General features: G+C 51.9%; 18 protein-coding genes. 11 read left to right on the top strand and 7 right to left on the bottom strand.

The window, feature by feature from the left end:
* Positions 1–24 precede the first annotated feature (24 nt).
* Positions 25–303 carry a transcriptional repressor gene (locus Pan161_RS26545; RefSeq protein WP_145231765.1) on the top strand — a complete coding sequence of 93 codons (279 nt, stop codon included), beginning with the start codon at positions 25–27 and terminating at the stop codon, positions 301–303.
* A 36-nt stretch (positions 304–339) separates the two neighbouring features.
* Here Pan161_RS26545 and Pan161_RS26540 read toward each other — a convergent pair whose 3' ends face one another.
* From Pan161_RS26540 to Pan161_RS26530, 3 genes are read right to left on the bottom strand one after another with little or no spacing between them, the layout of a single operon-like run.
* Entirely contained in the window at positions 340–1,347 is a 1,008-nt protein-coding gene (locus Pan161_RS26540) for a hypothetical protein (RefSeq protein ID WP_145231764.1), read from the bottom strand.
* 5 nt (positions 1,348–1,352) lie between these two features.
* On the bottom strand, positions 1,353–1,943 hold the full coding sequence (locus Pan161_RS26535; RefSeq protein WP_145231763.1) for a leucine-rich repeat domain-containing protein: 591 nt from the start codon (positions 1,941–1,943) through the stop codon (positions 1,353–1,355).
* A gap of 27 nt (positions 1,944–1,970) precedes the next feature.
* Complete coding sequence (locus Pan161_RS26530; RefSeq protein WP_145231762.1) at positions 1,971–3,341, bottom strand: DUF1501 domain-containing protein; 1,371 nt, start codon at positions 3,339–3,341, stop codon at positions 1,971–1,973.
* Between the two features lie 261 nt (positions 3,342–3,602).
* On the opposite strand from Pan161_RS26530, the gene Pan161_RS26525 reads away from it, so the two are divergent.
* The 3 genes from Pan161_RS26525 to Pan161_RS26515 all read left to right on the top strand — a co-directional run bounded on the left by Pan161_RS26525 (position 3,603) and on the right by Pan161_RS26515 (position 8,392).
* On the top strand, positions 3,603–4,688 hold the full coding sequence (locus tag Pan161_RS26525) for a class I SAM-dependent methyltransferase (RefSeq protein WP_145231761.1): 1,086 nt from the start codon (positions 3,603–3,605) through the stop codon (positions 4,686–4,688).
* Between the two features lie 734 nt (positions 4,689–5,422).
* Positions 5,423–7,291, top strand: a complete 1,869-nt coding sequence (locus Pan161_RS26520) for a 2-oxoacid:acceptor oxidoreductase subunit alpha (RefSeq protein ID WP_145231760.1) — start codon at positions 5,423–5,425, stop codon at positions 7,289–7,291.
* 78 nt (positions 7,292–7,369) lie between these two features.
* Positions 7,370–8,392 (top strand): 2-oxoacid:ferredoxin oxidoreductase subunit beta, encoded by a 1,023-nt coding sequence (locus Pan161_RS26515; RefSeq protein ID WP_197995546.1) that lies wholly within the window; start codon positions 7,370–7,372, stop codon positions 8,390–8,392.
* A 92-nt stretch (positions 8,393–8,484) separates the two neighbouring features.
* Here Pan161_RS26515 and dcd read toward each other — a convergent pair whose 3' ends face one another.
* Entirely contained in the window at positions 8,485–9,054 is a 570-nt protein-coding gene (gene dcd, locus Pan161_RS26510; RefSeq protein ID WP_145231759.1) for a dCTP deaminase, read from the bottom strand.
* A 138-nt stretch (positions 9,055–9,192) separates the two neighbouring features.
* Positions 9,193–9,894, bottom strand: a complete 702-nt coding sequence (gene nth, locus Pan161_RS26505; RefSeq protein WP_232103505.1) for an endonuclease III — start codon at positions 9,892–9,894, stop codon at positions 9,193–9,195.
* Between the two features lie 134 nt (positions 9,895–10,028).
* Here nth and Pan161_RS26500 point away from each other — a divergent pair, with 134 nt between their 5' ends.
* Positions 10,029–10,736 (top strand): LON peptidase substrate-binding domain-containing protein, encoded by a 708-nt coding sequence (locus Pan161_RS26500; protein ID WP_145231758.1) that lies wholly within the window; start codon positions 10,029–10,031, stop codon positions 10,734–10,736.
* Positions 10,737–10,849: 113 nt separating this feature from the next.
* Positions 10,850–12,445: a sulfatase family protein gene (locus Pan161_RS26495; RefSeq protein ID WP_145231757.1), complete on the top strand. Its 1,596-nt coding sequence runs from the start codon at positions 10,850–10,852 to the stop codon at positions 12,443–12,445.
* Between the two features lie 9 nt (positions 12,446–12,454).
* Here Pan161_RS26495 and Pan161_RS26490 read toward each other — a convergent pair whose 3' ends face one another.
* Positions 12,455–12,877 carry a hypothetical protein gene (locus tag Pan161_RS26490; RefSeq protein WP_145231756.1) on the bottom strand — a complete coding sequence of 141 codons (423 nt, stop codon included), beginning with the start codon at positions 12,875–12,877 and terminating at the stop codon, positions 12,455–12,457.
* A 471-nt stretch (positions 12,878–13,348) separates the two neighbouring features.
* Between Pan161_RS26490 and Pan161_RS26485 the strand changes: the two genes are divergently transcribed.
* From Pan161_RS26485 to Pan161_RS26470, 4 genes are all read left to right on the top strand, one after another.
* Positions 13,349–14,191 (top strand): transketolase, encoded by an 843-nt coding sequence (locus tag Pan161_RS26485; protein WP_145231755.1) that lies wholly within the window; start codon positions 13,349–13,351, stop codon positions 14,189–14,191.
* A gap of 114 nt (positions 14,192–14,305) precedes the next feature.
* Positions 14,306–15,259: a transketolase family protein gene (locus Pan161_RS26480; protein WP_145231754.1), complete on the top strand. Its 954-nt coding sequence runs from the start codon at positions 14,306–14,308 to the stop codon at positions 15,257–15,259.
* A gap of 101 nt (positions 15,260–15,360) precedes the next feature.
* On the top strand, positions 15,361–16,317 hold the full coding sequence (locus tag Pan161_RS26475) for a GNAT family N-acetyltransferase (protein WP_145231753.1): 957 nt from the start codon (positions 15,361–15,363) through the stop codon (positions 16,315–16,317).
* Between the two features lie 169 nt (positions 16,318–16,486).
* Positions 16,487–17,443: an ornithine cyclodeaminase family protein gene (locus Pan161_RS26470; RefSeq protein ID WP_145231752.1), complete on the top strand. Its 957-nt coding sequence runs from the start codon at positions 16,487–16,489 to the stop codon at positions 17,441–17,443.
* A 30-nt stretch (positions 17,444–17,473) separates the two neighbouring features.
* Here Pan161_RS26470 and mazG read toward each other — a convergent pair whose 3' ends face one another.
* The gene (gene mazG / locus Pan161_RS26465; protein ID WP_145231751.1) at positions 17,474–18,412 is read right to left on the bottom strand and encodes a nucleoside triphosphate pyrophosphohydrolase; all 939 of its coding nucleotides are present in this window, start codon (positions 18,410–18,412) and stop codon (positions 17,474–17,476) included.
* 108 nt (positions 18,413–18,520) lie between these two features.
* Here mazG and Pan161_RS26460 point away from each other — a divergent pair, with 108 nt between their 5' ends.
* Positions 18,521–19,033, top strand: a complete 513-nt coding sequence (locus tag Pan161_RS26460; protein WP_232103503.1) for a hypothetical protein — start codon at positions 18,521–18,523, stop codon at positions 19,031–19,033.
* The last annotated feature ends 15 nt before the right edge of the window (positions 19,034–19,048 follow it).

The raw sequence follows: 19,048 nt of genomic DNA, 5'->3' as shown, positions 1-19,048 counted from the left end.
GCGATCTGGTGACGGCAGAGAAGCATGAGCTTTAAAGATGAACTGCAGGCACGCTTTGAGACGCACGAAATTTCTCAAAACCACAGGTTGACCCGGGAACGTTTGCTGGTAGCCCAGGCAGTCGCCCGACAGCCGGACGAGTTTACCGCCGAGGAACTGGTTGAAGCGATGCAAGCGCAGCAGGCAGAGCAGAGGCGCTGTGCGCGGGCAACCATCTACCGCACCCTGTACATGCTGGTCGAACTGAGCATGTTGTTACAACTCGACACTATGAATTTCGTCTATCGGAAAAATGTGGATTGAGACGGAGAGGTCTGACCAGGTAATCAATCTTAATTATCATTTATCCAGTTTCATCGTCACAAAACGCCAGTCTCTCTCCACGAGGTTGAAAGTGTGATCGTGTTCTGAAAACCAGATCGTGGTTGGCTCTGTGATGTCCGGGTTTTTGATGATCTGAATTTCCTGGCTGGAAACATTGAGCAGTTTAATACCAACGCCGGCTTCCGCGATCATCAGCACTTCTGGTTGTGTCGGATGCCAGCGGATACAGGTGTGAACCCTCTGCTCGTTTTTTTGAATGGGGATACTTGCGATGACTTCTTCAAGGTCCGCAACACGCCGTACAGTCACAGACTCGTATTCGTCGACCGCGAGCAGATTTTCATCGTGCGACAAAACGCAGTTGATTACACCTCCTTCCACTCGAATCGTTTTGCGCACATCAGTATCCAGGTCAATGTGTATGACTTCTTTAGACGCACAGCCGACAATGATCGTGTTGCTTTTGCGGGCGATACACAAGCTCTTTGGCGTCCATTCGAATTCGTAGTTCTTCCCGAGTTCAAGTGTTTTGCCGTTGTATCGAATCAGGCGAACATTTCCTCCCCATCCCATATCCTGGACGCCGTCATGTCCTGCGGCGATGATGGTGCATTCAGAGGAATCCCGGGAACTTTTAATGCCACAGGCAAAGACAACCCCCCCAATGGCTTTCACTGGAGCCAGATCAGTCTCTGGGAAGTGAATCCGACCCTCTAAATCACCAACGATGACTTTCACGGGCGAATCGCGGTGTATCCCCAGAGAAAATAACCGCGTTTCCGAAGCGTACAAAATCGTTGACTCTGAATAGTTCTGGCCTTTGAATTCATAAAGCTTTCGATTTCCAACGGCCAGTAAGGTTTCAGGCGCGATATACTCTGCATTGAAGCATGATCTGGTAACACCTGATAACAGATATCTGGGTTTCATGATCTGCCAGGCAATGAAGCTACAGAGACAGACAAGCGTGATCCCTGCCAGGATTAAAAACTTGCGGAAACGGGGTGAGCGAGTCGAAGCCATTTTGCTCACAGGCCTGCAGGTAAAGAGGACGGCGTTGGGTAAATTTCAATTTCCGGTAGTTCTCTGTGTAATTTTTCGATTGCCTCAAGGGTGAATCTGGTATCTCCGAGTTCCAGTTCTTCCAGATTTTTCCAGGATTTAATGATAGAGATACTTTTATCTGAAACGCTGGATCCTGTCAGATTGACTTTTTTGAGAGTGGCGGCACCGTACAGGTGGTTTAAGTATGTGTCTTCAATCGGTGCCGCATACAGGTTGAGCACTTCGAGTTTTGGGCACTGACTGAGTGAGGAGAGACACTGGCCGCGAAGTGATGTGTAAATGGCATGGAATTCACGCAGTTCCACAAACGGCGAGAAATCGGGTAGATCCGCATCCGCGAGATCGCGTTCAGAGAGATCAATGGCGATCAGTTGTCTCTGCGCATTGAACGACAATTCGGCTTTCAACTGCTGCAGTTGTTTGAGGGAGGCCTCTTTCGAAACCTGTGTGGAAGTTTCAGAACTGCAGGAGAGCAGACCTGCGACCAGTGAGACAAACAGGAAGACCAGGGACGTCCGTTTTGAGTAATCCCAGGTGATCATGCCATTTATCATTGCTCACTCCGACTAATACAAACTTACTCACGCCATAATTTCCGGTACAAGTCGGGCTTCGGGGACAACCGTGTGTGGGCGGTTGAGTGTGTCGTAGATCAGATGCTGGTGGTCGATGCCCAGCAGGCGATACATGGTGGCGACGATGTCGCCGGGGGAGACGGGACTGTGCGTGGGAACCGCGCCCGAGCGGTCGCTGGCTCCCAGGACGAAGCCGGGCTTGATCCCGCCGCCGGCCAGCATGATTGAATAACACGAATTCCAGTGGTCGCGACCGGCGTTATTATTGATCTTCGGTGTGCGGCCGAAATCGCCCAGCACGGCAACCAGCGTGCGCTGTAACATTCCCCGTTCAGCGAGGTCGGCGATCAGACTGCTGCAGGCGGCGTCGAATTGCGGCAGCAGCTCGTTTTTCAGTTTGTTGAAGTTCTGACCGTGTGTGTCCCAGGTGGCATTCGCATGCGGCGCCCACGACATGGTGACGACACGTGTATTGGCTTCAATCAGTCGTCGCGCCAGCAGCACACTCTGTCCGTAGATGTTGCGGCCGTAACGGTCGCGGACAGAGTCTGGTTCTTCGCTCAGTTTGAATGCCTGCTGGGCATTATTGGATGTTAACAGGTCAAACGCCTGTCTCTGGAAATCGTTCATCGAGGCCAGCGTCTGATTCGAATCGAGGTCTAATCCGTGGTCGAGTGATGAGAGCAGGCTGCGACGATCGTTCATGCGATCCATGGCCAGGCCGTCCGGCAGCGCCAGATTGCGGACATGAAAATTCGGTTGATTGGGATCATCGAGTACCCAGAACGGATCGTAGGTCGCGCCCATGAAGCCGGCCAGAAAACCGGGCTGCAGCGGGCCGGCGGCACCTTCTTTGGTTTTGTAGGGAAGTGAGATATAGGGCAGCGAACCGTGGGGCGTCGGTCGCAGTTTGGCGAGCACGGCTCCCGGGCAGGGATGATCATCGGGTTTTGCGACGCCTCCCTGTTCGCCGCGATCGTGTCCGGTGAGTGCGGCATAGACGGCAGCCGCATGGGAATTGTTAACGCTGTGATTCATCGAACGAATTAAAGTCGTGTGATGCATTTGCTGCGCGAGTAGTGGCAGATGTTCGCAGACCTGGACCCCCTCCAGCGAACTGGCGATGGGATTGAATTCGCCGCGAATTTCAATCGGACCGGAAGGTTTCATGTCCCACATGTCGAGATGACTGGGGCCGCCATTCAAAAACAGGATGATGCAGGCATCGGCTTTCGCTGCGGGACCATTCACCGAGTCTGCGGCGCGCGCCGCTTGTGATGCCAGCAGTTGAGGCAGGGTGAGACCGGCGGTACCCAGTGCGCCCACGCGTAACAATTCGCGGCGCGATAGACGACGGTCTGATAATCTGCCTGGCATCAGCGGCCTCCTGTGTGCGGATGTGTTCCGGATCGGAAGAGACGCTATTTTAGCACTCGATGCCTGTGTAAGTCTATCGCACAAGAGATTCTTTATGCATCTGGTGGACAAAGTTGGATCCAGTCTCGTGTTTTTCAAAAAAACAGGTAACATTCGGTCGACTTTTTCGCTCAGTAATTTATCCGCGGGATTGTCGGGCTTCCCGCGGACTGGAAATCAGAACCAATTAGATCAACGGAATCAGTAAGAAAGGGATTCACAATGTGTAACAACTGTAATCTGAATATTGACGCGGAGCGGACAGACGAGTTCGGCCAGAAACTGCTGCAGATCGTCAATCACAGTGCGTTGTCATTCATGCTCTCAATCGGTCACCGGGCCCGGCTGTTTGACATCATGAGTGAGATGGAGCATGCCACCAGCGAGGCCATCGCAGAGCAGTCCGGCATGAATGAACGCTATATCCGCGAGTGGCTGGGGGCGATGGTCACAGGCGGAATTATGGAATACGACCCGGTTTTGAAGACTTATTTTCTGCCTGCTGAGCATGCCGCCCTGCTGACGCGGGCCGCTGGTTCGAATAACTTTGCCACGACAATGCAGTGGTTTTCCGTGCTCGGCTCCGTGGAAGATCAGATCGTAGACTGCTTCAGTGAAGGGGGCGGAGTCCCTTATTCCGAGTTCGCCCGCTTCCACGAAGTCATGGCCGAAGAGAGTTATAACTCGGTTGTGTGTGGCCTGTTCGAACATATTCTGCCACTGGTACCCGGACTCGAAGAGAAACTGAACGCAGGCATTGAAGTGCTGGATATCGGTTGTGGCAGTGGGCTGGCGCTGATTGAAATGGCCGCGACTTTTCCTCAAAGTCGCTTTACCGGTTTCGATATCTCAGAAGAATCGATCGGCCGGGCACAAGCCTCAGCCGCAAAACGGGGCGTGACCAACGTGACTTTCCAGGTGCAGGATGTTTCTCAGATGAATCTGACCAATACTTTTGATCTGATTACCGCCTTCGATGTGATTCACGATCAGGCTAAACCGGACCAGGTATTGAGCCAGGTCAATACGGCTCTGAAACCGGGGGGAACCTTTCTCATGCAGGATATCGCCGCCTCCAGTAATGTGGAGCAGAATATTGCAAATCCACTGGGGCCGATGTTCTATACGATCTCGACCATGCATTGCATGACCGTCTCTCTGGCCCAGGGAGGCGCGGGGCTGGGAACCTGCTGGGGCAAAGAACTGGCCTGTTCGATGCTGGAAGAGGCTGGCTTCAATAATATTGATGTTCAGGAGCTGCCTCACGATATTATGAATTATTTTTACACAATGACGAAAATGAGTTGAACAGGTTGTTGTGAACCGTGTCTCTACAGGGAGTGGGAACCAATTGGTTTTTACTCCCTGTTTTCATTGGACTTAGGACAAGTTGTATCGCTGACCTTGGTCTGAAATCAGCCAGGGAATTAAAACAGGACATCAGGGTATAAAATAGTTTGGATGACAGGAAAGGCTGCCTATAATTTAATATGAGTGAAGGTCTGCCGCATCTCATGAGAGAAAATCTGAAGAATCAGCAAAGAATGTGATGTTTAAGGCCTTTCCAACTGTTGAATATAGTGCAAAAATGCCGATTATAAGGAATAAATCTGTTACGTTGAGTTTGCCGTTCAAAGGAGTGATGGTAAGCAGGCCGTGATGGAAAGCACGGATGTCTGGAGCCGGAACTTCAATGCTCGCAAGGGATTGAAAGGAATCGCCCGACAGACGAAATGATGCATGTAAATTGTGAAAACCAAGTGTGGCCTACTCCTGCGTCTTTCCCTCCTTCTGCGGGGTCTGAAGCAATTCAGTCCCGAACCATGTCTGAGAGAGCACATCGCGTTTTCCACGGTTTCAACTTGTCAGTGATGAAGCGTCTGGTTTTTCGTTATCGAGAAACAGGGCCAGACCAGCAAACCCGTCTCTGTAATCGGACGGCAGTTGCGATCGCCGAGAAGACAGACCATTAAAATATTTTTTTCATTCAACTGAGATTGTACCGCCTGAACCCAGGCGACTACCGGGGAGTAAATAAAAGAATGTCGACCACTGATGTGTCTGGTGCTAATGGCAAGATCAGCGAACAACTGGATGCTGTTGTTATTCGTTTTTGTGGTGATAGTGGCGATGGAATGCAGCTGGCCGGCACGCAGTTCACGAATGTGTCTGCTGTCTTCGGTAACGATGTGAAAACATTACCTGACTTCCCCGCAGAAATCCGCGCACCCGCCGGTACGCTGGGGGGAGTGAGTGGCTTCCAGATCTGTTTCTCAAGCAGCGATATTTTCACACCCGGTGACGAAGTCGATACACTGGTTGCCATGAACCCTGCTGCCTTGAAAACCAACGTGGCAGACCTGAAACGTGGCGGTACGCTGATCGTCAATGAAGACGCCTTTGAAAAAAGCAACTTGTCGAAAGCCGGCTACGACAGTAATCCGCTCGACGACGAAGAAGCACTGGCTGCCTACCAGCTTCAGAAAGTGCCCATGACCAGCCTGACGCGTGATGCTGTCGCGGAACTGGGACTCTCACCACGCGAAGCCGAACGCTGCAAAAACTTTTTCGCGATGGGCCTGGTGTACTGGCTCTATCAGCGTGATGCCACACCGACCGAAGAATGGGTCAAATCCAAATTCGCCAAGAAACCCGAACTGGTAGAAGCGAACCTCAAAGCGTTGCACGCCGGTTATAACTATGGCATCACTACCGAAGCGATTACCGTGCATTACCGCGTTGATCCCGCGGATCTGCCACCGGGTAATTACCGCAAGGTGACCGGCAACGAAGCACTGGCATTCGGCTTTGTGACGGCAGCCAAACTGGCTGGCAAGCAACTCTTCTACAGCGGTTATCCAATTACTCCCGCCAGTGACATTTTGCACGAACTTTCCAAACTGAAAAATTTCAACGTGGTCACCTTTCAGGCGGAAGATGAAATCGCCGCGATTACCAGTGTCGTTGGTGCTGCTTTCGCCGGCGATCTGGCGATTACCGCCAGCAGTGGTCCCGGCATCGCTTTAAAAGGTGAAGGTATGGGACTGGCTGCGATTATGGAATTGCCGCTGGTTGTGGTTGATGTACAACGCGGCGGACCCAGCACGGGTCTACCTACCAAAACAGAGCAGTCGGACCTGTATATGTGCATGTTCGGCCGCAACGGTGACTGCCCGATGCCTCTCATCGCACCTGCGACACCAGCAGACTGCTTCGAGATGGCACAGGAAGCACTGCGGATCGCGGTGGAATTCATGACGCCCGTACTCTTACTCAGCGATGGTTATATCGCCAACGGTGCCGAGCCCTGGAAAATTCCTGATGTCTCGTCACTCAAACCAATTCCGATCGTCCAGAAAAATACGCAAACGGATGGGGAATTCATGCCCTACCTGCGGAATGAAAAGAAAACTCGTCCGTGGGTCATTCCCGGCACACCCGGCTGCGAACATCGTGTCGGCGGTCTGGAAAAATCGGACGTGACCGGCAACGTGAATTACTCACCCGAAAATCACCAGTTCATGACGACACTCCGGGCAGAAAAAATTGCCGGGATTGCCGACTTCATTCCCGAACAGACCGTCGAAGGTCCTGAATCCGGCGACCTGCTGGTGATCAGCTGGGGGGGGACTTACGGTGCGGTCCGCACAGCGGTGAAACAGTCGGTTCAGGAAGGTTTGTCGGTGGCGCATGCCCATATCCGCTATCTGAATCCGTTCCCGAAAAATCTGGGCGATCTGATCAAGCGATATAAGAAAGTCCTGATTCCCGAGTTGAATACCGGACAATTACGTATGATCATTCGCGGTACTTATCTGGCTGATGCGGTTGGCCTGAATAAGGTCCAGGGTAAGCCATTCCTGATCAGTGAAGTCAAACAGAAAATCAGAGAGATGCTTGACGAGAAATAATTTTACGGTTCCCTCTGGTTTTCAAATTAATAATCTACCATTTTAAGAAACTGCAATTGCGTTTAAGGATAGAAATAAATGAGCGTTGATATCCCACTACCTGTCCTCTCGCCAAAAGATTTTGCCAGTGATCAGGAAATTCGCTGGTGCCCACGCTGCGGTGATTACTCCATTCTCGCCCAGATGAAAAAAGTCCTGCCGACTTTGGGTATTCCTAAAGAGAAGTTCGTGTTCGTTTCCGGGATTGGCTGCTCCAGCCGTTTTCCGTATTACATGGACACTTACGGCATGCATAGTATTCACGGACGGGCTCCTGCGATTGCGACCGGCGTCAAACTGGCGAACCCCGATCTGCAGGTCTGGGTGATCACCGGTGATGGTGATTCGCTGTCGATTGGCGGGAATCACTTCATGCACGTACTGCGTCGCAACGTGGATCTCAAAGTGATTATGTTCAATAATCAGATTTACGGTTTGACCAAGGGTCAGTACTCGCCTACCAGTCCTACGGGAACCAAAACGAAAAGTACGCCCTTCGGTTCGGTCGACCGTCCCTTGAATCCACTGTCGGTTGCCATCGGTGCCCGGGCCACATTCGTCGCCCGCTCTGTCGATGTCGATGTGAAGCACCTGGCCAGCATACTGGAGCGTGCCGCACATCACAAAGGGTCTGCTTTCGTGGAAGTCTACCAGGACTGTAATGTGTTCAACTCCGGTGCGTTTGCATTTGCCTCCAAAAAAGGGGAAAAGGAAGAGAATGTGATTTTCCTCGAGCATGGCAAGCCATTGATCTTTGGTAAAAATCGCGATAAAGGCGTTCGCCTCAACAGTCACGACCAGCCGGAAGTGGTCGAACTGGGTAAAGGAGTCACGGAAGACGATCTGCTGTTCCACGATGAAAAGTCAGAAGATATGAACCTGGCGTTTCTGCTGGCCAGCATGCGGTATCCGGAAATGCCGGAACCGATGGGTGTCTTCCGAGCCGTTGATCAGCCCACCTACAACGAAGCCGTCTATCAGCAGGTGGAGGCTGCCACCGAACGTAACGGCGAAGGAGATCTGGAAGCACTGTTTAACACCGGTGATACCTGGACCGTGTAAGCGGATCAAATCTCAAATAAAAAAAGGCGTTACAGTGAATTCTGTAACGCCTTTTTTGTTGTTCAATCAACTCTGTGATCAGTGAAAACAGATTATTGGGATACTTCTTCGCCGAAGGAGAGCCGCATCTGGCGAGACTCTGCCGGATCCAGTTCTTTGAACAGCAGACTGGGTTGAATACCTTTGTTATTCTGATACTTGTCGCTGTTATATTCGACGATTTCCCCAATCGGTGTATTGTAAATGATCTGGCAGATCGCAACACCCGCATAAACGCGTACCGGCTGCGCTACCGTGATTTCCAGCGTCCAGTAACCGCAAAAACCGATATCGCCCACGCCTGCAGTAGCGTGTACGGAAATTCCCAGCCGTCCGATTGAAGAGCGTCCCTCGAGCAGCGGCACCAGATTGTGCGTTTCGGTCCGTTCGATGGTTCGACCCAGGTAGAGTTGACCGGGGTAGAGCACCATGCCTTCTTCAGGGATGACATATTTTCCCAGCCGATTCGGGCGGGCCATATCCAGTACGATTTCCTCGTAGACCATCAACTCGTTATGCAGGCAGAGGTTATAGCTGTTGGGGTTCAGATATTTTTTATGGTAGGGTTCAATGACAATATCTGTTCCCAGGCGTGATTCAATTTCTTTCCCGGTCAGGATCATTGGCTTCTCATTATTGTGAAGGTTGGAAAAAGACTCTGCATACTGGAACCATAAACCGACGCGCACCGGCTTTCAACAGTTCGGGCAAACCTTTTCGGAAACAGAGCCAAGTACCAGCACTCCACTGGTGAAAAGCGTTCACTCCACCAGCGGCTTCAACCCGATCCGCGGGCAGATCTTCAGCAGACTGCATTCCGTGCAGCGGGGTCTGCGGGCCACGCAGGTGGCGCGACCGTGCAGGATGACGCGATGGGAAAAGTCGATCCATTCTTTTTTCGGCAGGACTTCCATCAGGTCGCGTTCAATGATCTCCGGGTTTTTACTGGTGGTCAGCCCGAAGATATTGCAGATGCGTTTGACGTGCGTATCAACAACGACGCCACTCGGAATTCCAAATGCGGTTCCCAGAACCACATTGGCAGTTTTGCGGCCGACACCGGGTAACGCCACCAGTTCTTTGAGTGTGCGGGGAATCGCGCCGTTGTGTTCTTCTGTGATCGCCAGGGCCATCTTACGGATGTTCGTTGCTTTGGCACGGAAGAACCCGAGCGGGTACACAATCTTTTCAACATCTTCCTGTTTACTGGCCGCGAGTTTTTCCGCAGTCGGATATTTTTTGAACAGGGTCGGCGTAGTCGCATTCACGCGTTCGTCAGTGCATTGTGCTGAGAGAATGGTTGCGACAAGCAGTTGAAACGGCGAATCATGAATCAACGCACATTCGGGTTCCGGGAACAGTCGTGCCAGCCCCCTCGCGATTTTGCGGGCATGTTTCTTTTTGTCATCAAGTGAGTCGCTATAACCGGAACCGGCTGCGATTTGCGATTTATTTTTAGCCATATTCTGCGTGACAATTCCCAAATTGAGGTGCTACTCTGACGGACATGATTTGACCCGCCAGCTGAGATTCAAGAACAGACTCAGTATGGGGGACTCGGAATGGTTTTTCAATGTATGGAATTGGAATATAAATAATGCTAACAGACAACGCAGTAATCGAGCAGCAGTTAAAGACCGTCACCGGAATGGTTCCCGTCTTGAAGCTGGAAGATTGCGTACTCCTGCCGCATGCGGTGATTCCACTCCGCCTCACCGATCCCGCTGACTGCCAGTTGATCGATGATGCCCTGAATGCCCATGGATTCATCGCCGTCGATCTCAAGCAGACGTGTCCTGCTACGGGCACGGAACTTTCCCCCGAGTCCAAGATTCGCACCGTTTGCGTCGCTTCTGTTCAAGCACCCTACCAGTTGCAGTCGGGAGCCCGTTCGATTCTGCTGCAGGGTCTGTGTCGCGCACAGATGGTGGTGTTGCAGAATTCAACGCTGCCTTATCAGAAAGCGCTGCTCGATCTGAAAACAGATTATTATGCTGATCAGCCTGTCATTCACCGCGACCATCGTCAACTGGAACTGCTGGAACTTTATTCCCGCATCTATATGGATCACGCTTCCAATCCGATGTATTATCACCAGTTGCATTGTGAGGTCAGCCTGGGAACACTTTGTGATACGCTGGCCGGTACGATCAGGCTGGAGCCGGCGTTGAGCCAGATGCTCCTGAATGAAAGGGATGTCGACCTCCGCAGTGATCTCCTGTTGAGCTTCCTCAAAAACAGGCACCGCGAACGGCAGCAGAACCCTGTCGCCTGTGTACTTTCGACTGACTTCAGTTGTAACTGAGCCGCGCGGGCCTTTCTTTCTTGAGACTGCATCTCTGGTCGCGTAAGATAATTGATCGATCTTACAGCCGTCACTGCTTCCACCCTGGATAGCTCTACCGGAGAATAGTTGAAATGAAGAACCGTTTGACCGCAGTAATATACCTGTTACTTTTCGGAATGCTCTGCACCGGTGTAACCAGAGCAGAGTCCAAAGCGGCAGCGAAAAAACGTCCGAATATTCTGTTCTGTATTGCCGACGATGCCTCGTTTCCTCATATGGGCGCATATGGCTGTTCCTGGGTCAAGACGCCCGGCTTCGATCGGGTGGCGCGAGAAGGACTGCTCTTCAACAACGCGTATACGCCGAATGCCAAGTGCGCGCCCTCACGGGCCTGTATTCTGACCGGCCGCAATTCCTGGCAGCTTAAGGAAGCCGGCAATCATATGGCGTTTTTCCCTCCGGAATTTAAAACCTACGTCGAATCACTGGCGGATGCCGGTTATGCAGTGGGGAAGACGGCGAAAGGCTGGGCTCCCGGTGTCGCCGTCGATGCGAACGGCAAACGCCGCAATCTGGCAGGACCCGCTTTTAATCAGAAAAAGACGAAGCCACCAGCCAGCGGGATCTCACCCATCGATTACGCCGCCAACTTTGAGCTGTTTCTCAAACAAAGTGCAAAAGAAAAGCCGTGGTGTTTCTGGTATGGCGGATTCGAACCGCATCGTAGATATGAGTACGGCGCGGGTATAAAGAAAGCTGGCAAGAAGCTTACCGACATCGATCGTGTTCCCGCTTACTGGCCTGATAACGAAACCATTCGCACGGATATGCTCGACTATGCCTATGAAATTGAACACTTCGACCAGCATCTGGTGCGCATGCTGAATCTGCTGGAACAACGTGGCGAACTGGATAATACGTTGGTGGTCTTGACCGCCGATAACGGGATGCCGTTCCCCCGAGTGAAGGGACAGGAGTATGAACGTTCCAACCATCTGCCGCTGGCCATCATGTGGAAGCAGGGGATTCCCACCGGTAACCGGGTGATCGAAGATTATGTCAGTTTCATCGATTTCGCGCCGACGTTTCTGGAAGTCGCGGGTTTGACCACTGAAGATGCGGGCATGCAGCCGATCACCGGACGTAGTCTGTCGGATATTTTCCAGTCAGAAAAATCGGGCATTGTTAATCCAGAGCGCGACCATGTTCTGATTGGTAAAGAACGTCACGATATCGGCAGACCTCATGATCAGGGATATCCGATTCGAGGCATCGTCAAGCAGGGGATGCTCTATCTCAAAAATGACGAACCCGGTCGCTGGCCGGCCGGCAATCCTGAAACCGGTTATCTGAACTGTGATGGCAGCCCGACCAAATCGGTCATCCTGCAGCTGCGTCGCGACGGAAAACAGGCAGACTTCTGGCAGTGGGCGTTCGGCAGACGACCAGCAGAAGAACTGTATGCCATCAGCGAGGACCCGGAATGCATGCAGAACCTGGCAACACTGCCCGCCCATCAGGGGGTGAAGAATTCACTGAAAAAACAGTTGCAGGACGAATTGACGGCACAAAAAGATCCGCGGGTACTGGGGAACGGTTCGATCTTCGAGAACTATCAGTACTCCGATCCACGTACACGCAGCTTTTATGAACGCTTTATGCAGGGTGAAAAAATCAAAGCAGGCTGGGTCAATGAAACCGACTTTGAGTCGCAGCCGCTTGACTGACGGCGCTGGTTATTGCTCGTCTTTGTCAGCGGACAGATAACCGGCGGAAGACTGGAAGTATTTCTGGCGACGTCGATTCGAATCCTGAGACGCAGCAGAGAGCCCTGCTTTCAGGTCTTCCAGATTCGCCTCGCAGTAGCGACAACCGGTTTCCGTTAAATGGAAATCGATAAATTCGTGATACTCGGGTGACAATGTTTCGAGTAGATAACCTCCCAGCTGGCTGCGGGAAGGGCAGCTCAACCGATTGCGTCTCCAGATTTCTCCCACCGAATGCACGCCCTCGTTCCGCTGTCGTGACAGCGAAGCCAGTCGGACCCGCAGTGAATCAGAATGCCGCAGCGCGTCTTCAATCTGAGACATCAGCGCGACCGAGAGATTTTCATCCAGGTAGGCCAGAAGTTCCTGGTCTGTAAACGGTTTTTCAGGCATGACTTGAGAGCCTCACTTTTGACAGGATCTACGATGATCTGGCTGGTGGAATAATTTCTATTATGCGTGAAGTGTCTCAGGCTTTAAAGGTAATTTGTGTAAACAGTTGTGTATTTCGCTAAAACAGAGACAGAGTGTTACCCGGATGAAAGTTCAGGGAGAGATTTGTGAATTTAGCGAAAAATCGGGTCAGGTAAGCCCTTTTTCCAGTTTGTCAAACCGGTTTCTCCTGCCGGAATGGTTGTCGCTGGCAGCTTTGCTCGTTAGCATACGCTTAATATATCGACGCGCTTAAGTTGCGCCTGGTGGCGCGTGAATGCTGTCGCCGCTCAAATCTACGGTTACCCGGTTTCGGCACCGCACTTCTTCAGTCATGTACAATCAGTTCGTCATAATTACAAACTGAAGGAAGTAAGTCGGATGGGAACAGGGCGACTTTTTTGTCTGTCTTGAAGAATTGAAGGAAACACAGTGGCTGCTCAAGCAAATGCCTTATCATTGGAAGAGTTGAAGGAAAAAGGTAAAGTCCTTCGTCGTCTGATCATCCGTATGACCACTGAAGCCGGCAGCGGACATCCCAGCAGCAGTCTGTCTGCTGTGGAAGTTGTGAACGCACTCTGGTTTGGTGGTTTCATGAAATATGATCCCGAAAACCCGACCTGGGAAGCCCGTGATCGATTCATTCTGAGTAAAGGCCACGCCGTTCCCGTGCTGTACGCAGCTATGGCAGAAGCAGGTTACTTCTCTGAAGACGATGTGATGACCCTCCGCAAACTGGGCAGCCCGTTTGAAGGTCACCCTAACATGAAACGTCTGCCCGGGATTGAAGCCTCGACAGGCTCACTGGGGCAGGGACTTTCACTGGGAATCGGGCAGGCCCTCGGCGCACGTTTGAACGACAATGGTTCCAACGTCTTCGTCGTCATCGGTGACGGGGAAATGGGAGAAGGCCAGGTCTGGGAAGCATTAGCGGCTGCCGAAAAGTACAAACTGGGCAACCTGACTGCCATCATCGATCAGAACGGATATCAGCAGACCGGCGCGACTCATGATGTACTCGATCTGGGATCCTTTGAAGAAAAAATTGCCGCTTTTGGCTGGTACGTACAGACAATTGAAGGCAACGACCAGGCAGCGGTAGTGGAAGCCCTGGAAAATGCAGCCAACGTCACAGATCGTCCCAAAGCAATTATTTCAAAGACGAAAAAAGGGTATGGAATTCTTCCGATCCTGGAAGAGACCGGCGATGTGAACTATCACGGTAAGCCGCTTTCACCGGAACTGGCAGAAAAAGCTCTGGCGTTTCTTGCTTAGAACCTATGCCAGCAGGTGTCCCTGAACGGAATCGGTTCCGGACAGTCGAACACCGCTGGAGGATCGAAACAAATAACATCTAAAGTTAACATATACAAAAAGAGACTGATCATTATGTATTTAGGCGAACTGAGTGGATTGAAAATTGGACAAGCCACCCGCGATGCGTTTGGTGATGCATTAAAAGAGCTGGGTGATAAATATCCGGGAATCGTGACGGTAGACGGTGACGTCGGGAACTCCACCCGAACAGAAGTCTTTGCCCACGCCTATCCGGAACGGGCCTTTAATGTCGGGATTGCAGAAAGCAACATGGTCAGTGTGGCCGGGGGCCTGGCTTCAACGGGACATATCCCGGTGGTCGCCAGCTTTGCCGCCTTTCTGCTGTGTAATGCTTACGACCAGATCAGAATGTCAATTTCGTTCCCGCATATGAACGTGAAACTGGTGGGAACCCACGCCGGTATTTCCATCGGCGAAGATGGTCCTTCACAGATGGGTATCGAAGATGTCTCGCTGGCCTGCAGTCTGCCGGGCATGGTGGTGATTGTCACCGCCGATGCTGTTTCCACTAAAGCGGCAACCGCTGCCATGCTGGAGTACGATGGACCTGTTTATCTGCGTCTGGGACGTCCTAAAGTATCCGAAATTTATACCGAGGGTGATACCTTCGAAATTGGTAAAGCAAATACGGTTCGTGAAGGTGACGATGTCACGATTATCGCGAATGGCCTGATGGTCGCTGGTGCGATCGATGCTGCTACCAAGCTGGCTGAAGAAGGAGTCAGTGTACGTGTTATCGACATGCATACTGTCAAACCACTGGATGTGGAAGCCATTCAGAAAGCAGCCCATGAAACCCGTGCGATTGTCGTTGCAGAAGAGCACCTCTCACACGGGGGACTCGGTTCTGCTGTTGCCATGGCGGTTTCGCAGGCCAATCCGGTTCCCATGGCTTACGTCAACGTGGGTGACTGTTTTGCAGAAAGTGGAGATCCCCAGGGGCTGCTGGACAAATACGGTCTGACCGCTGCCGCTATTATCGAAGCTGTTAAAAAAGTAAAATAAGGAATCAACAAGCCCTCTTGGGATTTCGCAAGAGGGCTTTTTCTATTCCTGTTTCAGAATATCTGATTCTAAGTCCCGTTCACATTTTGTGAGAGAGCTTTGTGACTGAGTTTCGCGCGTTTCATAATACTGACCCACCGCAGCTGCTGAAATTATGGCATACTGCAGGACTGGGTAGAGGAGCCGCGGAATGTCTCAGCAACGATGCCTTCGAAGTTTTGATTTTCTCACAACCCTACTTCGATCCCGATGGTCTGATCATTGCGGAAGAGAACGGCGAGAGGGTCGGGTTTATTCTTGCCGGTTTTGGAGCCAATGAGGCAGGCTCGGCGCTGGATTATGCCAAAGGCGTGATTTGTGCTGTTATTGTGCACCCGGATCACCGTCGCCAGGGAATCGGTCGCGAACTCGTGCGAAGGGCAGTAGAGTACCTCAAATCCAAAGGCGCGACCGATATTACTGCGGGACCTTCCGGACAGCGATCCCCATATCTGGTGGGCCTGTATGGGGGCACTCGTCCTTCTGGTTTTCTACTGTCTGATCCACTGGCGGATCCCTTCTTCAAAAGCCTGGGTTATGAATCGATTGGTTCAACCCGCATCTATCAGCGAGATCTGCTCGGCCAGAAACCGCCCATCAAATTTCATCTGGTGACGATCCGCCGGAAAATGCAGTTGAACATTTCCGATGATTTCCAGGCACCCAACTGGTGGTGGCTCACCCGATTGGGACGACTTGAAACGCTGCATTTTGAACTTGCTTCCAAAACAGGTGAGCCGGCAGTCGCCTCTGCTACCATCGTCGGCCTGGATCTCTACATACCCAAATGGGAAGAACGCGTGATCGGACTGACCGATGTCTTCGTGAAGCAAGAGGAACGCGGCAAAGGGTATGGTCAGTCGTTACTGCTGGAGATCGCCCGCCGACTGCAGGATGAACTGATCACCAAGCTCGAACTGCACGTCGATGAGACTAATACAGTTGCCTGGAATGTTGCGGAAGCGGTTGGCTACTATCAGGTTGATACTGGTATTGTATATCAACTGGTTTCACGTTAGCGTGTAATAAGATGGTGACGTCGTCTTTTGTGGACGACATCATCGATGTGCACCAGTGATTTTTAAAACGCATCACATGTAATCATAGCGCCTCTCGATCTATAATACTCGACTCAGATGACGCTACAGTAATCCTGAACACAGGCTACACTTGCAAAGGTAACCGTACATGGCGGCACTGTATATCACCGAAGACGACGTTCGTTCTCTCATGGACATGGAGAAATCCATCCTGATCACACATAAGGTCTTCAAGGAACTGGCCGCCGGTCGCGCAAAAAATGAGCCCCGGCAACGAGTCAAAGCGCCCGGGATCATGCTGCATACCATGTCAGCTGCCAGTGAATATCTGGGTTATGTTGGTTGGAAAGCCTACACGACCACCAAAGATGCTGCCCAGTTCCACGTTGCCATCTATGATCAGCAGACTGGCGAAATGCAGGCTTTGATCGAAGGAGATTTTCTCGGTCAGCTTCGCACCGGTGCTGCCAGTGGGGTGGCAACCGAATATATGGCGCGACCCGATTCCAAAGTGGTTGGCCTGTTTGGCACCGGGCTTCAGGCACGCACTCAGTTACAGGCGATCTGTTTAACCAGAAAAATCGAATTTGTTTCAGTCTACTCACGCAACTTCGAGAACTGCAGCCGCTTCGCCGAAGAAATGACCGAATTATGTGATGTTGAAGTCACCGCCTCACACTCTCCCGATGAAACGGCTGCGGAAAAAGATATTGTTATCTGCGCCACCAGCAGTAAAGCCCCCCTGTTTGACGGGCGTGTGCTTGATGAAGGTACGCACCTCAATGTGATCGGATCCAATCACCGCACGCGACGGGAAATCGACCGTACAACCATTAAACGGGCCGACGTGATTGTTTGCGACGACATTGAACAATGCAAAATTGAAGCAGGCGACTTCATGCAGCCCGTCGACGAAGGCATTACCGACTGGCGGTTAATGCATAACCTGTGTGAGATTGTTGCAGAACGCGAAACCGGCCGGGCCACCGATGATCAGGTCACCCTGTTTAAATCCGTCGGACTGGCGGTCGAAGATGTCGCCATGGGCGTCAAAGTTTATGAGCTGGCTCTCGAAGAAGGGCTGGGCGTTGACCTGCCTTTTTAGTCTCCTGATTGCTGCTGGCAGGTCAAAGTTTCAGGAGTCCTGCTTTTCCTGTAACTTCACCGCCTGGTAGATCTGCTCCATTTCCTGCAGTGATGCATTCTGAATGGAACCACCGGCTCGCTCCAGTTCCTGTTCGATTTTCTGTACACGCTGTTGAAACTTGCTGTTGCTTTTGCGGAGCGCTTCCTCGGGGTTGATCTTCCAGCGGCGGGCGATATTCGCGACCACAAACAGGATGTCTCCCAGTTCCCCTTCCACCCGCGCCCGCAGTTCAGGGTCCGAGAGTTCCGTATCAGCGACAATGTCTGCCTCAACCGTTGCCGGTGTATGAGGAATCTGACCATCGGGGAAAATTTCGTCTGCCAGTTCCTGGATTTCTTCGCGCAGTTTATCAAACAGCATATCACGCTGCGGGAAATCGTAGCCGACCTTGGCCGCTTTCTCTGCCACGCGTGACGCCCGGGCCAATGCCGGTAGCGCTGCAGGCAGGCCATCAAAGATCGAACTTCGCTGTTTTTCCTGCTCTTTGATCTGGTCCCAGTTGCGCCGCACCTCATCGGGTGTCTCGGCAGCGACGTTGCCGAACACATGCGGATGGCGTTCGATCATTTTCTGAGTCAGTCGATCGACAACATGCGTTAGATCAAATCGACCTTCATCGGCGGCAATCTGTGCATCGAGTACAATCTGCAGCAACAGGTCACCCAGCTCTTCGATTATGTGTTCGTCGTTGCCGGAATCGATGGCTTCCAGCAGTTCGTAGGTCTCTTCCAGCGTATAAGGCTTGATGGATTCCAGCGTCTGCTCCCGATCCCACGGGCAGCCCTCCGGTGAACGCAGACGGGCGATTACATCGCAAAGCTTTTCAAAAGCAGGGGTTAAGATGCTATAATCAGGGGGAGTTCCCGGCAAGGGGGCTCCCGACCCGATGGGGCCGGCAGGCTGTGATTGATGATCTGATTCTGTCATATGTTCGACCGGTTGATTCACCTCTGAGCAGTTATCGTGTAGGATTAAGGTATCGTAGCGAATTTACTTCGTTCTGAAAATTCACAAAGAAAATGAGAGGCCGAAATCATGAGTTTTCTCAAGAATCGTTTTTTGACTGTCTGTGTGCTGCTGCTGACATCTGTAGCAGTCTCTGCGGCCCAACAGGCGGATGAGAAGGGTTCAGGTACAACTGGTCAGGCGGAACTGGAACAAAAACTGGAACAGCAGATGAGCGGTGCAACGCTGGTCGGGCATTTCAGCGTCGATGGAAAACAGAACGGCAAACCACCCCGCGAAGAACGTTATGAAATCGCTTCCATGAAAAAACTGCAGGGAGACCAGTGGCTGATTACCGCCCGTATCAAGTACGGCGATAATGATGTCAATGTCCCGATGCCTCTGAATGTTTTCTGGGCAGGTGACACCCCCGTCATCTCTCTGACCAACATGACCATCCCCGGACTGGGGACCTTCACCTCGCGCGTAATGTTTTTCGAAGGCCGCTATGCCGGTACCTGGCAGCATGGTAAGGTCGGCGGAAACCTCTGGGGCCGAATTGAATATGCCGACCAGAAACCAGAGTCGCAGGAAGAGAAATAAGTACTGTGTCATATC

The organism is Gimesia algae (assembly GCF_007746795.1).
Classification (GTDB): Bacteria; Planctomycetota; Planctomycetia; order Planctomycetales; family Planctomycetaceae; genus Gimesia; species Gimesia algae.
Note: the sequence above shows the minus strand (reverse complement) of the source record. Positions and strands in the feature narration are given on the sequence as shown.

Bases quoted from the DNA above. Each gene is read 5' to 3' on its own strand.
- Pan161_RS26535 (WP_145231763.1), bottom strand. From the start codon at position 1,943: ATGATAAATGGCATGATCACCTGGGATTACTCAAAACGGACGTCCCTG.
- Pan161_RS26525 (WP_145231761.1), top strand. From the start codon at position 3,603: ATGTGTAACAACTGTAATCTGAATATTGACGCGGAGCGGACAGACGAG.
- Pan161_RS26460 (WP_232103503.1), top strand. From the start codon at position 18,521: ATGAGTTTTCTCAAGAATCGTTTTTTGACTGTCTGTGTGCTGCTGCTG.
- nth (WP_232103505.1), bottom strand. From the start codon at position 9,894: ATGGCTAAAAATAAATCGCAAATCGCAGCCGGTTCCGGTTATAGCGAC.
- Pan161_RS26470 (WP_145231752.1), top strand. From the start codon at position 16,487: ATGGCGGCACTGTATATCACCGAAGACGACGTTCGTTCTCTCATGGAC.
- dcd (WP_145231759.1), bottom strand. From the start codon at position 9,054: ATGATCCTGACCGGGAAAGAAATTGAATCACGCCTGGGAACAGATATT.
- Pan161_RS26540 (WP_145231764.1), bottom strand. From the start codon at position 1,347: ATGGCTTCGACTCGCTCACCCCGTTTCCGCAAGTTTTTAATCCTGGCA.
- Pan161_RS26515 (WP_197995546.1), top strand. From the start codon at position 7,370: ATGAGCGTTGATATCCCACTACCTGTCCTCTCGCCAAAAGATTTTGCC.
- Pan161_RS26530 (WP_145231762.1), bottom strand. From the start codon at position 3,341: ATGCCAGGCAGATTATCAGACCGTCGTCTATCGCGCCGCGAATTGTTA.
- Pan161_RS26520 (WP_145231760.1), top strand. From the start codon at position 5,423: ATGTCGACCACTGATGTGTCTGGTGCTAATGGCAAGATCAGCGAACAA.
- Pan161_RS26545 (WP_145231765.1), top strand. From the start codon at position 25: ATGAGCTTTAAAGATGAACTGCAGGCACGCTTTGAGACGCACGAAATT.
- Pan161_RS26490 (WP_145231756.1), bottom strand. From the start codon at position 12,877: ATGCCTGAAAAACCGTTTACAGACCAGGAACTTCTGGCCTACCTGGAT.
- Pan161_RS26495 (WP_145231757.1), top strand. From the start codon at position 10,850: ATGAAGAACCGTTTGACCGCAGTAATATACCTGTTACTTTTCGGAATG.
- Pan161_RS26500 (WP_145231758.1), top strand. From the start codon at position 10,029: ATGCTAACAGACAACGCAGTAATCGAGCAGCAGTTAAAGACCGTCACC.
- mazG (WP_145231751.1), bottom strand. From the start codon at position 18,412: ATGACAGAATCAGATCATCAATCACAGCCTGCCGGCCCCATCGGGTCG.
- Pan161_RS26480 (WP_145231754.1), top strand. From the start codon at position 14,306: ATGTATTTAGGCGAACTGAGTGGATTGAAAATTGGACAAGCCACCCGC.